Origin of the sequence: Vreelandella venusta, assembly GCF_015689495.1 — a bacterium.
In the GTDB taxonomy this organism is placed as follows: Bacteria; Pseudomonadota; Gammaproteobacteria; order Pseudomonadales; family Halomonadaceae; genus Vreelandella; species Vreelandella venusta.
Map to the genome: position 1 here is coordinate 1253018 of NZ_CP065135.1, position 12563 is coordinate 1265580.

Genomic DNA, 12563 nt, shown 5'->3' on the forward strand with positions numbered 1-12563 from the left:
TTTTGAAGGGGAAGGAGCTTACCCGTGAAAGACATGAGTAGTCGTTGAGTGGTAGGCTCCAAAGGTTAAAACTAGCTATCCAAGAGTTTGCAGCAGCCAGGCAACGCTCGAAGCTGTAAGGTAATCGGTCCGTTGTCGATTAGCCCTGACAAAGTTCACGAAATCGAGCGTAATAAACGGCTGCTTAAGAGCAGCCATTTGGACTGAAAATCATCGTATATCACTATTTCTATCTTCTATTGATTCAGATTGTCCAACATACTTTGAAGCCGCTGTTGCGCTGTCTTGTTTAAAGGAAGAAGCGGTTTTCTTGGGTTACCTGCTTCTTTTCCTTGAAGTGTAAGCCCTGATTTAATTGCTGCTGCTAGGCCGAATGAAACGATAAATTCAAGAAACTCGTATTGCTGGTAAAACAGTGCCTTAGCCTTCTCATTGTCACCGCTCTTGACCGCGTCGAACAGTTGTTTCGGTTTATCGCCTATCAGGCAAGGAGCTGCTGTACACCAACCGCTGGCACCTGCATTGAGAGCCTCTAACGCCATATGGTTACAGCCATTAAAGAAGGGCACTTTGCCATCCGATAATGTGTAGATCTTGTGCATTCGTTGTATGTCGCCAGTGCTTTCCTTGATCATGCATGCATTCTGTATGCTGTCGACCATTTTAAGCATGAATTCGGGACTCATATCCACGCCACAGGTAGCGGGGTTGTTATAAACCATTATGGGCAGCGGGCTTGCGCTTGAGACTGCTTCGTAGTGCTGGAAGATTTCAGCCTCGCTCAATTTATAATACGAAAATGGAGAGAGCATAATGACATCGGCCCCGATGTTATGGGCATGCTGCGCGTATTTAACCGCTTGCTCGGTGGTAAGCTCTGCGATACCAATGACCACAGGTACCCTACCTGCAACATACTTCACAGTGTATTCAGCGACCTGCTTCCACTCCTCTTCACTCAAATAGGCGGCCTCACCGGCACTGCCTAATGCAGCAATAGCATCTACTTTGGCTTCAAGTAGCACATCTATCACGCTACCGAGTTTGTTGAGATCTACCTGTTTATTATTTTGGCTAAAGGGAGTTACCGGATAGCCAATGATGCCTGATAAGTTCATGACTTACCCCTTAAATGCAGTTTTGGTGATTTTTTAGAGCCTGTCTTGCGTAGTAAGCAAAATTCACTTTGTTTCGTTTGTCGGACGATACCCAGTCATGTGCTTCCTGGGCCAGGTCATGAGGTAAGGGCTTAATTTGACCAGCAGACATTGCTAGAAGCTGCAGTTTTGCCGCTCGCTCGATCAGGATGGCCAAGTTACAGGCCTCTTCAATCGTTTTGCCGGTTACAAGTTGTCCGTGGTGGGCAAGAAATACAGCTCGGTTATTACCCAGCGCCTTTGAAATTAATACGCCCTCTTCATTTCCAACAGGGACGCCTGGCCATTCAGCAACGAACGAGCAATCGTTGTACAAAGCGGCAGTGTCCATTTGGGAAATGACCAGTGGTACTTCTAGCATCGACAATGCGGCCACATGGGTAGGGTGGGTATGAATGATGCAATTAACTTCTGGGTGCTCTTTATAGATCCATGTATGGAAACGGTTGGCTGGGTTGGGCATGCCTTTGCCAGCCAATAGCTCGAGGTCATGATCAACGATTAACAAGTTTTCGGCTGTAATTTCATCAAACCCCAAACCCAGTCGTTGAGTTAGAAAAGTATTGGGCTGCTCACTACGGCAGGTAATCTGGCCTGCCAAGCCTGAATCGTGACCTTTATCGAACAGGATTCGGCATGTCAGCGCGAGTTTTTCACGAACAGTCAGCTCTATGTCTTGTATACGCTCTTGCATATTGCTTTCTGCGATCTGCATTAGTTCCTGTTTTGCTTTAGTGGCGGTCTTCATGCTTTTTTCCTCAGGTGGCTTTGATAATGGTTGTACAATATCGCCGTTTTGGACCCTTAATAAGGGCCAGTTTTTTTAATTTAAGTGGTCCAGAGGAGGGGTGACATGTTAAGACCTTGGCAAACTCAGCTGTGGCTGGAAGACAGCTCTGGTAAAACTTTGCATTCAAAGCTGTTGAACACGTTAACGGCGGATATTAAGGAAGGGCGGCTGACGCCCGGCAGCATGTTGCCGGGGTCCCGCGTTTTAGCCGAGCAACTAGGCGTTAATCGGAAAACCGTACAGCAGGTATACGAAGAACTGGAAGCTCAGGGGTGGCTGGTGACACGCTCTAGGTCGGGTACGTTTGTTTCTGAAATCCTTCCCGAGCAAGGACTGTCCACGTCAGACCACTACTTGGTCAACAGTACCGACAGGACAAAATCGGCCTCGGAGCTGGTTGAAATACTCTACCAGGAGGCACGCGGCCCTTATAACAACATACCGATAATGAATGATGGTACTCCGGACTCTCGTCTTATCCCTTATGAGCTGCTCGCGCGAACCTATCGACGGGTGTGTATAGACCTTAGCCGTCAATCAAAGCTGGGTTATGGCGACCCTAAAGGGAGCATTGAATTGCGGAAATCGATCGCGAAAATGCTATCCGGCGACCGTTTTATGAACTGCTCTGCCGAGCAGGTTTGTGTTGTCAGAGGGAGTCAAATGGGGATTTATCTCGCTTCTCGTATTTTGGATCCGGGAAAAGGTGCCATCGTCATGGAGGACCTTTGTTATTTGCCCGCTAGAGCTGCGTTTGAGTCAAATGGCTTTAAAGTCTTGAAATGCAGGCTTGATGATAAAGGGTTAGATATAGAACACTTGAGAGAGATACTGGCTGAACATTCAGTCGCAGCCATTTATGTCACCCCCCATCATCAGTATCCTACAACTGTTTGTATGCACATGAGCAGGCGGCTGGTACTTCTGGAACTCTCCAAAACATACAAGTTTGCGGTTCTGGAAGATGACTATGATCATGAGTTTCACTATGAAACGAACCCAATTCCTCCGCTCGCAAGCCTACCGAACTCTGAGAATGTTGTTCATATAGGTTCAATGTCGAAGGTCTTTGCTCCTGGTCTAAGACTTGGATATATGGCGGCCGATGCTCAGTTTATTGAGCGTGCCGCACAGGAAATCGTATTGATTGACAGGCAGGGTAATGCGGTATCTGAACTTGTGCTTTCAAATCTGATGGAATCAGGCGAAGTCAGGCGTCATATCAGAAAAACGCGCAAGGAGTATGAGGCAAGGCGTAATTTCGCTGCAGAAGAATTCGTCCGTTTTTTTGGTGATAAGGTTTCTTTTAAGCTGCCTACAGGAGGAATGGCTATATGGGTAAATATTTCAAAGCTTGTTAATGGGAAGGTACTGGAACAGCTTCCCGGCAAAGACTCAACTTTAAGCACCGTTTACAACGATGATCAGATTATACCGACCCACCTAAGGTTTGGGTTCGGAGCATTGAGTAAAGCTGAGATTACGCAGTCAGTAGAACAGCTTTCAAAGGCCCTGCTTGTATCAGAATGAGTAGGAGTCAACAGGAGGCAGGTATGAGTGTTTAGTTTCTGCTTTGTTATGTCGACACACCACAGGGCAGAGGAGCTCGGCTACGGGAGGATTCTGTCAACCATCTGAGGGCAGTATCAGGTTGATAGGGCTAAAGTGCCCCATCAACCATTAAATCCGTACGCCCCAAAAGCTAGCCTTATTAAGGCATGGCCAACTGCCTATGTTAAAAACGGTCGATTATAAAAACGACCGATTTTAAAAACGATAGCTTAGCGATACTCCGGTGAGAGCTTGCCAATCGCTACCTAGTTCATCAACGATTGGGCTGTCGGCCGCGCTGCCAGTCAAGTGGGTTGCGCCTACGAAACCGGTAGCAGTCCATTCAGGCGTTAGGAAATAGCTAAGGCTGGCATTCACCCCCATTCGCCAGTAACCGCTGTCTGGGTTATAAGCAGCCACGCCGCTACGTACGCTGTCTTGCATTGATACGCCAAATAGCGACTCGGTCCACTTCTCGTTTGAATAGGTAACGCTGGGCGATAGCGTGAAAAATGTCCGTTCACTCACAGGCATACGCATAACAGCATTGGCGGAAAATTTCGCGCCTTCAACGTCACCGCTTACCGGCGTACTGCCTGCAACGCTATAACGCCAGAACCCTTGCTGATAGCTAATCCGCAAGCCTAACGTGGCTCCGTCATCGACTTTTTCAAACCGGCTGATATCGCCCTTGTTGTCTCGCCCAAAGGTGTAACCAATGAACGGAGATGCGGTCCAGTTTCCGCTACGGATAGCGTGCCACTCAATACCGTCGCGCACATTGATTGAGAGCTGATCGCCGTACGTCAGGTTAAGGACAGGCCACGCTTGTGTTTCATAGTCGTCGCTGCCCAGGTAATCAGGTGAGTAGGTTACGCCTGCGCCTATACTGCCTTCCCAGCTGTCCCCCAAGGCGGGGGCAGCGAATGCGATGCTAATGAAAGCCGCTGCTAACCAGGGGGTGAGGCCCTTATCGTTAGAAGTGCTTTGAGTCGCACGAGAAACGAGAGTCGTCACGGGGTGTCCTTTAAATTGTTTAAACCTGCGAGATTGTATGTTTTTGTTTCAAGCTACTGCAAGCACTCTAGAGACCTGTGTGGCTCATGAGTTGAAACTATTTTCTATTTCATAGCTTAGGTTAGATAACTCAACGGCTATAGGGCTCACTGTGTGCACATGGCGCAGGGATAGCGCTATAGGGAAGTGCAAGCAAGGAGTGCTTGTGGTGCACAAGGATGCATGAACAGGAGGTTCGTGAAGAAAGATCAGGGAGGAACTGATAAAACCCCGGCCAGTGCGATGGTCGGGGTTTTTTTATGGGCAAACGGCACTGCTAGCTAACAAGCGTGATGATAAAACAGTGCGCTGAGTTTGCTTAATGGTGTGGATACTGCCGTTTGGCAATTCATACAGCGTAGTGTCGCGCTGTTTTTGCCAGTGCCCTCAAGGCGAAATCGTTTTAGGTACGACGTTGTCGAGGATTCTGCGTTGCCGCAGTGGCGGCAAATAATATCCACGCCATAGACTGTCGGGCTGATCATGATATGTCTCACGCTGACCTCCTACTGCAAGCGAGTTAATGGGCTCAGTCGTGGTAACGTCCGTGTAGAAATGCATCCGTGACGATGCTTAAAAAGTATAAACAGCAAACGGCTAGTTCGCTATTTATATAAGCTGCTATCTATTGGTGAGCAGGTCGTGAAAAATTTAAAAAACTTATGTTTTGATAGCCCAGGTTAATGTTTTTGACATATATGAGGTTCAAGGTAGGTAGCAACACAAGGAAAAGTGTTAAGGACGAACAAGCAGGATGGCTTGTTTAAACCAGGGATGCACGAACAGGACGTTTGTGAAGAAGGATTATGGAGGAAATACTGCTGCCCCGGCCAGGAATGGCCGGGGCTTTTTTAGGCTAGTGCTTGGCTACACTTGTTCTTCACTAGCTCTTCACTAGCTCTTCACTAACTTTCTTTTCACGGCTTTTTTGCTTTTTTGGGCTTTGACGTTTTTGGGGCTTCATCAGTATCAGGTTTGTCGCTGCCCTGATGGCTAAGCGGGCTGGCTTGGTCGAGCCGTGGATGGTTGTCCAGGAACTCCCGCTGCAGGTCAGGCAGGGCATCCAATGCTTTTAAGGTGTGGGTCAGCGCGTGAATTGCTGCGAGCACATCCTGGGTGTTGCCGGTTTCGGAAATAGTGTGCATGTTGCGGATCGGGAAGCCGATTGAGGTAGCTGCACTATCAATCGAGGCCAGCACGCCTGCCATGCCATCAGTACCCGTATCCACACCGACGATGTCCCGCTGTAGGGGGATATCCTGCTCTTTGGCAGCGCTGGCGATAATGCGGTTGAGCTGTTCGCTGGCAATCGAGCCTACAGACATCGTGAAGCCTTTGCCCATTTCCAGCGTCTGCATGCGTTTATCACCAATACCGGGGGCGGCTACGTAGTCATGGTTAACGTCTACGCCAATCAGTGCGTCTGGCTTTAGTTCACCAGCCAATACGCGGCTGCCGAAACGGCCAATTTCTTCGTAGCTGGCAATGGCAAACAGTACGCGTACGTTTTCGGTGCCGCCAGCTGCTGCGATTAACTTTGCCACTTCTGCGGTAACAAAGCAGCCCAAGCCATTATCCAGGTAAGCGCCGTAGAAGGTATTCGGGCTAAAACCAGGGCGAATGGGGCGGTCAAAAATAATCGAATCACCCGGGCGAACGCCTAAATTCAGTACTTGCTGCTTTTTATTTTCGCCATGGATTTGCAGGTCCAGGTAGATCTGCTCTTTTTTGATACCTTTGCTGCCATCGCGCTGTGCAGGATCAGAAAAGTGAATAGCGCCCAGGGCTTCTACTGTACCGCCTTGGATGCAGCGGTAGCTGCCGGGAGCGTCAGGATCTTCGCTGAATAGCTTCACTTCATGGCCGATAAGTACGGTGGGCAAGAAGGAGTCAGTGTTGATCCAGATCTTGCCGTCTTCGCCAATCGAGCGAACCTGCATGCGAATTTTGTCTGCATGGCCGATGATCATCACTTTGAACATGTCATCGCGATCAGGGTGGGTGTCCAGCACTACGCCAGCATTGCCTTTAAACTGATGCAGATGCCAGCCGCTGGGTGCGAAGCTTTCAAAGTAGGGCTTCAGTACGCCGTAGGTCATGGCGCCTTCCAGGCCTACCGGGCTAGGGGCGGCAAGAATGTCGCGCATGATGTTGAACTGCGCGTCGGGCATGGGTTGCGTCCAGGGTTTGGCGCTGTCGCTCATGTTAAGCACTCTCCGTTGGGTGGTGTTTATCGCTTACTAGTCTGCCAGATTCTTGCTTCAGATGTGCATGGCTGGTTCGCCGAGTGAGACAAGAATTTTGGGCTTTGGTTATAAAATCCTCTAGGATAGGCGCTTTTTTCTGACAAGGTGGAAGGTCATGGCGTCTTCTGGGCAACCTCGCACTCAGTGGCTGGGCCGCTGGGGCTTTATGCTGGCAGCCACCGGTTCGGCGGTGGGGCTGGGCAATATTTGGAAATTCCCCTATATCACCGGGGAGTATGGTGGTGGGGCCTTTGTGCTGGTGTATCTGGCGTGCATTTTAGCCGTTGGCGTTCCAGTGATGATGACCGAAATTGCCTTTGGTCGGCGTGGGCGCGGCAGCCCGATTGATGCGATACGGCGTGTCGTCAATGAGTCTGGCCGCTCTTCTGCCTGGTCGCTGATTGGTTGGATGGCGATGCTTTGCGGCTTTATGATTCTGTCGTTTTATGTTGTGGTCGCAGGTTGGTCGTTCTCCTATTTATGGAAAATGCTCACCGGTGGCCTCGCAGGCAGTAGCGTTGATGACATGGCGGCGGTCTTTGGAGCCAATAATGCCAACCCGTTTATTCTGGGCGGTTGGAGCACCCTGGTGGCAGTGCTGACCATGGTGATTGTGGGCAAAGGCGTTCAGGAAGGTATCGAGAAAAACGTCAGTTGGATGATGCCCGGGCTGGTGCTCATGCTCATTCTGCTTATTATTTTTGGGGTGTTTTCCGGTGGGTTTGGCGAGGCAGTGAGTTTCTTGTTCTCGTTTAACGCGGGAAGCCTCTCCAGTGAAGGCATGCTGGCGGCGTTGGGCCACGCCTTTTTCACCTTGTCGTTGGCATCCGGTGCGATTCTGACCTACGGTAGCTACTTGCCTAAAGGAGCATCCATTGGGCGTACCACGATAAGCGTGGCCATTGCTGATACCGTGGTTGCGCTAATGGCGGGGCTGGCGATCTTCCCGGTTATTTTTGCTAACGGAATGAATCCTGGTGAAGGGCCGGGGCTTATTTTTATGAGCTTGCCGCTGGCCTTCCAGGCGATGCCCATGGGCACCCTATTTGGCATTCTGTTTTTCTTGATGCTCTCGATGGCGGCGCTGACCTCGTCTATTTCGATGGTGGAAGCCACGGTGTCGTGGTTATGCGATAACAAAGGCATGACCCGTAAATCGGCCTCTTGGGCGACGGGCACCGTGCTATGGCTGATCAGCACGCTGGCGATGCTATCGTTTAACCTGGGCGCTGATTGGACACTGGCGGGTAAAAACTTCTTTGACTGGCTGGATTATTTGACCTCGCGCTGGATGATGCCGCTGGGTGGCCTGGGTACGGTCGTGTTGGCGGGATTTGTGCTGAAAAGCGAAACCTTCCGCGACGAACTGGGCCTCGCACCGTTGCCTTATACGCTATGGCTGACCATGGTGCGCTACGTTAGCCCGTTGGGTATTTTGGTTATCTTTGCTGATGCCTTAGGGCTTTACCAAGTTTCGTTCGCGGTGCATTGGCCGTGGCTGCTAGCGATTTTGCTGGTCATGGTCGCAGTGGGGGAGACTCTAAGCCCGCGGCTGCGCCAAGCGCTGCGCTCGCGCTAGCCGCTGTTGTTCACGCTTCGCCCTGGCAGCTGCAATGGCGCCAGGGTGAGTGCCTGCCTCCATGAGTTCGTCCCAGCAGGTGGTGTAACGGTTAGAGCGGTGTGCACAGCGCAACTGCCACGGTGCTTCCGCTTCTGTCATTCCAAAACGAATCGTGCCTTGCCCCATGCGCTGGTTAATCGCGTCAACGGTGTTCATTAAGTGCGGGTGCGCTTTATGTGAAGGCTGCAACAGCGAAAGCTGATACTGCTGTGCATCGACTAAGTCCAATAGCATGACACCGGCTTTGATAAACTGAAAACCCGGCCGATACATCTGTTCCAACCCTTCGCGAACGGCTTCTAAAATGATGCGGGTATCGTTACTTGGCGATGCCAGTGGAATCATCGCGCTAGGTGAAAGCTGAGGCTGGTCTTTACGATGGCGGTTGGTGTTTAGAAACAGTAACACGGCGCGGGTAAGGCTTTTCTGCTGGCGCAGTTTTTCGGCACTACGCTGAGCATGGCGGCGCAGCGCTGCGTGCAACTCCGCTTTTACCCCGGTTGCTTGGCCAAAAGAGCGTGATGTCATAATACGCTGACGCGGCGCTTCTAGTGCGTTCATTTCCAAGCAGGAGGTGCCACGTAGCTCTAACACTGTACGTGCAAGCACCACTGAAAATCGTTTGCGAAGCTGTTTTGGATCGCACTCCCGCAACTGCCACGCCGTGCGAATACCACTCACTGCAAGCCGTTCTGCTAAGCGTCTGCCGACGCCCCATACGTCATTCACCGGCAGCTGTTTAAGCAGCGCCATCGTGGTCGGGCTATTGGCAGTGAGTAGGCAGACGCCTTGGTAGTGAGGTTGCTGTTTGGCAACGTGATTAGCGAGCTTGGCTAGCGTATGGGTAGGTGCCAGCCCTACGCATACGGGCAGCCCTAAATAGCGGCGAACACGGCGGCGGATAACTTCCCCGAGCGCTTGGCATTGAGCGTCGCTGAAGCCATCCAGGTAGATAAACATTTCATCAATAGAGTAAGGCGCGACGTCTGGACAGGCATCCCGCAGTAGCTGGGCGAGCCGTGCGGACATGTCGCCATATAGCTCGTAGTTAGATGACAATAAGTGAATCTCTCTCCGTCGGCGCAAACCTTCCAACTGAAAAGAGGGAGTGCCCATGGGAATTTCCAAGGCCTTCATTTCGGCCGAACGGGCAATCACACAGCCATCGTTATTCGACATCACACCCACGGGTTTGCCTTCAAGCGCGGGGTTAAAAACGCGCTCGCAGGAAACATAAAAATTATTGGCATCAACAAGGCCAATCATGGCAAATACTCATGCACCACAGCGCGTACCACCCCCCATAGCTGGCAGTTTGTCTCTTCTAACGGCAGCGGTGGATAGTGAGGATGTGCCGAGCAGAGGTGTGGCGTGCCTTGATAGAGCGCATAACGCTTTATCAGTACTTCCTCTTCAAACATGGCGACCAGAATATGCCCTAAGCGGGGCGGTATACTGCGATCTACCACCAGCAAATCACCTTCAAATATCCCCCAGCCTTCCATGCTGTCGCCCGCGGCGGTGAGATAAAACGTATGGTTAGGGTGTTTAATCAACCGCTCATTGAGATCCAACGTGCGTGGTTCGTAATCTTGAGCAGGTGAGGGGAAGCCGCTAAACCCAGCACGGCCGTGTAACGTTGGAAATGGCAACGGCTGAGAGGTTAACGGCAGGGCTGTCGCAACCATCGTTGTTGGAAATGTGCTCGTTGTTAACGTACTTGTTGTAAACGTGACTGTTTCTGATGAGGCGGGTTGGGACGGCATCATCGGCATCCTCATGAATAAATAATGTACTTTTATACTGTTTTTATAACCAGTATTTGAGGGCAGTATTTATTCATGGGAGAAAAATTGCAAGCGATGCTCAGCGCTGTGTGTCTGGGGAGTATTGGCTCAAGGGAGCTATTGGATTAGCGAGCAAGCCACAGGCCAACCACCAACGCACTGATCACGGTAATCAAGAACACAAGATTGCGAGCGCGGGTGTCACGACGTGGTTTCATAGTCATTTTCCTGTTGATCATCATCGTTAAGAGCATTTCGAAGTAGTCGCAGCACGCAAGAGTTATCCGCATAAAGCGGCAGATGCGCTGCGCTTAGCATGGTAACGTTTACGTCTTAGAGCGTCATCTGACGTATATAACATTGCTTGGTTATCCGGCTTTTAAGAGATCCTGTTTATGAATGAATCGACCCACGTTGCTACCGCTGCGCAGCCACTTTCCCTGGCAAATGGTCGGCTGGCGGCGCTTAGCTGGGGGCGTAGCACTGCGCCTACTTGGGTGGCGCTGCATGGTTGGCTAGACAACGCGGCGAGCTTCAGCCGGCTGGCGCCGCTGTTGGTGAAAGCACTGGATATTCGCATTGTAGCGATCGACTTCCGTGGTCACGGGCACTCAGCTCATGCGCCTGCAGGAAGCGACTATGCACTATGGGACTATACCCACGACGTGCTGGATACTATGGAGTCATTAGAGATCGAAAAGGCGACGCTACTTGCTCACTCGATGGGGGCCGCCGTGGCTTGCCTAGTCTCGGCAGCGTTGCCTGAGAAGGTGGATAAGCTAATTCTGTTAGATGGCTTAGGCGCATTAAATACACCTGCTGAAGAGACGGCCAGCCAACTACGTAAAGGGCTAGTGGCCTATCGGCGGCCGCTTTCCCGTCCTCCTCGTTATCCCGATGTTGAGAGTGCAGTTGCCGCGCGGGTAGCCGGAGGTGTCACGCCGCTGGACAGCATCACCGCCACGCCACTTGTCGAGCGTAACACCCAGGCCACTGCCGATGGGCATGTGCAAATGCGCACGGATAGCCGTTTACTAAAGCCTTCTTTGGTGCGCTTTACGCCCCAGCAGGTGTTGGCGCTACTGGCGGAGATTCAAGCCCCGGTGCTATTGATAGAGGGGGAGCGAGGTATTTTAGGCGAACGGGGTTGGGCAGCAAAAGCGCGCCAAGCAGTACCACAGTTAACGCGCCATGTACTCGCGGGTGGCCATCATCTGCACCTTGAGCCACAATCGGTGCATCGCGTGGCCAGCACAATCAGTCAGCAAGCGTAGCGGGTACCTGATTGCTCGCGTTAGGAAGATGACGATGAAGAAAAAAGTAGCGCATGTTGTTAAAGCACCTGTGGCAAGCAGCGGCTTGAATGGCGGTAATAAGGTTGCGCTGGTATTAGGGAGTGGAGGGGCCAGGGGCTATGCCCATATCGGTGTTATCGAAGCATTAGAAGCGCGCGGCTTCGAGATAATTTCGATTGCCGGTTGCTCTATGGGCGCGCTAATTGCTGGTATCTATGCCGCTGGAAAGCTGCCTGAATACCGGGAGTGGGTGTGCAACCTGGACTATTTAGACGTGCTCAAACTGGTCGATGTTACCTGGAGCCCGATGGGCGCCATGCGCGCGAATAAGGTCATGAGCAAGTTAGAAGAGCTGGTCGGCAATATGCTGATCGAGGACCTGCCTATTCCGGTAACGACCGTCGCGACGGATCTGATTCGTCAACGTGAAGTATGGTTTCAAAACGGCCCTTTACTCCAGGCAATCCGTGCTTCTATTGCAGTCCCCGGCGTGATTACGCCGGTACATGTGGGGGGCCAGGTACTCGTTGATGGCGGCTTGCTAAACCCACTGCCGATCATGCCGATATTAGCCACCCACGAAGCTGATTTTGTCGTGGCGGTTAACGTGACGGCGCACAGCCCACAACCGATCACCTTAGCAGAGTTGTTACCCAGCGAAGATACAAGCGACAGCCGCACTGCGTTAGAGCGCGATCGTGATGCTAATATTGGCGGTTGGATGGACGATGTGCGTGCCACCACGCGCCGTCTGTGGGATGGGTTGGGGGGTAGCAATGGTGAAGAGAGCGATGTTGATGAAACCGTTGACCTGCGTGGTCGGCGTGAATGGGGCAAGCTCGATATGATTCTAGAGTCGTTTGATATCACCCAGGCGGCGCTGGCGAAATATAAAATCGCAGGCTATCCGCCGGATGTATTGATCGAAATTCCCAAAACTGTTTGCAGCACTTACGAGTTTCACCGCGCTAATGAATTAATTCGGCTGGGTCGGCATCTTGCTGATGAAGCGTTAGAGCGCCGCATGCCTAGCATTGCGTCGGATGCGACCGAGTGACAT

The 12563-nt window shown here is 51.5% G+C and carries 10 protein-coding genes; 4 read left to right on the plus strand and 6 right to left on the minus strand.

Translation table 11 applies throughout. From position 1 onward, the window contains the following. Positions 1–236: 236 nt before the first annotated feature. Together IR195_RS05885 and IR195_RS05890 are read right to left on the minus strand one after the other, a co-directional pair. Positions 237–1118 (minus strand): dihydrodipicolinate synthase family protein, encoded by an 882-nt coding sequence (locus tag IR195_RS05885; RefSeq protein ID WP_206049010.1) that lies wholly within the window; start codon positions 1116–1118, stop codon positions 237–239. Positions 1119–1128: 10 nt separating this feature from the next. Beyond that, positions 1129–1905 (minus strand): aldolase, encoded by a 777-nt coding sequence (locus IR195_RS05890; RefSeq protein ID WP_206049011.1) that lies wholly within the window; start codon positions 1903–1905, stop codon positions 1129–1131. A gap of 105 nt (positions 1906–2010) precedes the next feature. On the opposite strand from IR195_RS05890, the gene pdxR reads away from it, so the two are divergent. Further along, positions 2011–3477 (plus strand): MocR-like pyridoxine biosynthesis transcription factor PdxR, encoded by a 1467-nt coding sequence (gene pdxR / locus IR195_RS05895; RefSeq protein ID WP_241006801.1) that lies wholly within the window; start codon positions 2011–2013, stop codon positions 3475–3477. Between the two features lie 237 nt (positions 3478–3714). Here pdxR and IR195_RS05900 read toward each other — a convergent pair whose 3' ends face one another. Next, positions 3715–4515: a MipA/OmpV family protein gene (locus tag IR195_RS05900; RefSeq protein ID WP_125746624.1), complete on the minus strand. Its 801-nt coding sequence runs from the start codon at positions 4513–4515 to the stop codon at positions 3715–3717. Positions 4516–5471: 956 nt separating this feature from the next. Then, positions 5472–6758 carry a M20/M25/M40 family metallo-hydrolase gene (locus tag IR195_RS05905; RefSeq protein WP_206049012.1) on the minus strand — a complete coding sequence of 429 codons (1287 nt, stop codon included), beginning with the start codon at positions 6756–6758 and terminating at the stop codon, positions 5472–5474. Between the two features lie 157 nt (positions 6759–6915). Between IR195_RS05905 and IR195_RS05910 the strand changes: the two genes are divergently transcribed. After that, complete coding sequence (locus IR195_RS05910) at positions 6916–8379, plus strand: sodium-dependent transporter (RefSeq protein ID WP_206049013.1); 1464 nt, start codon at positions 6916–6918, stop codon at positions 8377–8379. On the opposite strand, the gene IR195_RS05915 is transcribed toward IR195_RS05910, so the two are convergent. Continuing rightward, on the minus strand, positions 8341–9687 hold the full coding sequence (locus IR195_RS05915; RefSeq protein WP_206049014.1) for a Y-family DNA polymerase: 1347 nt from the start codon (positions 9685–9687) through the stop codon (positions 8341–8343). The genes IR195_RS05910 and IR195_RS05915 overlap by 39 nt on opposite strands. Then, on the minus strand, positions 9684–10109 hold the full coding sequence (locus tag IR195_RS05920) for a LexA family protein (protein ID WP_146945246.1): 426 nt from the start codon (positions 10107–10109) through the stop codon (positions 9684–9686). The genes IR195_RS05915 and IR195_RS05920 overlap by 4 nt, the downstream gene beginning before the upstream one ends. A gap of 494 nt (positions 10110–10603) precedes the next feature. Between IR195_RS05920 and IR195_RS05925 the strand changes: the two genes are divergently transcribed. Together IR195_RS05925 and IR195_RS05930 are read left to right on the plus strand one after the other, a co-directional pair. Next, a complete protein-coding gene (locus IR195_RS05925) occupies positions 10604–11482 on the plus strand; it encodes an alpha/beta fold hydrolase (protein WP_206049015.1) in 879 nt (292 codons plus the stop codon). 34 nt (positions 11483–11516) lie between these two features. After that, complete coding sequence (locus IR195_RS05930; protein WP_206049016.1) at positions 11517–12560, plus strand: patatin-like phospholipase family protein; 1044 nt, start codon at positions 11517–11519, stop codon at positions 12558–12560. The last annotated feature ends 3 nt before the right edge of the window (positions 12561–12563 follow it).

Bases quoted from the DNA above. Each gene is read 5' to 3' on its own strand.
- IR195_RS05885 (WP_206049010.1), bottom strand. From the start codon at position 1,118: ATGAACTTATCAGGCATCATTGGCTATCCGGTAACTCCCTTTAGCCAA.
- IR195_RS05890 (WP_206049011.1), bottom strand. From the start codon at position 1,905: ATGAAGACCGCCACTAAAGCAAAACAGGAACTAATGCAGATCGCAGAA.
- IR195_RS05930 (WP_206049016.1), top strand. From the start codon at position 11,517: ATGAAGAAAAAAGTAGCGCATGTTGTTAAAGCACCTGTGGCAAGCAGC.
- IR195_RS05910 (WP_206049013.1), top strand. From the start codon at position 6,916: ATGGCGTCTTCTGGGCAACCTCGCACTCAGTGGCTGGGCCGCTGGGGC.
- IR195_RS05915 (WP_206049014.1), bottom strand. From the start codon at position 9,687: ATGATTGGCCTTGTTGATGCCAATAATTTTTATGTTTCCTGCGAGCGC.
- pdxR (WP_241006801.1), top strand. From the start codon at position 2,011: ATGTTAAGACCTTGGCAAACTCAGCTGTGGCTGGAAGACAGCTCTGGT.
- IR195_RS05920 (WP_146945246.1), bottom strand. From the start codon at position 10,109: ATGGTTGCGACAGCCCTGCCGTTAACCTCTCAGCCGTTGCCATTTCCA.
- IR195_RS05905 (WP_206049012.1), bottom strand. From the start codon at position 6,758: ATGAGCGACAGCGCCAAACCCTGGACGCAACCCATGCCCGACGCGCAG.
- IR195_RS05925 (WP_206049015.1), top strand. From the start codon at position 10,604: ATGAATGAATCGACCCACGTTGCTACCGCTGCGCAGCCACTTTCCCTG.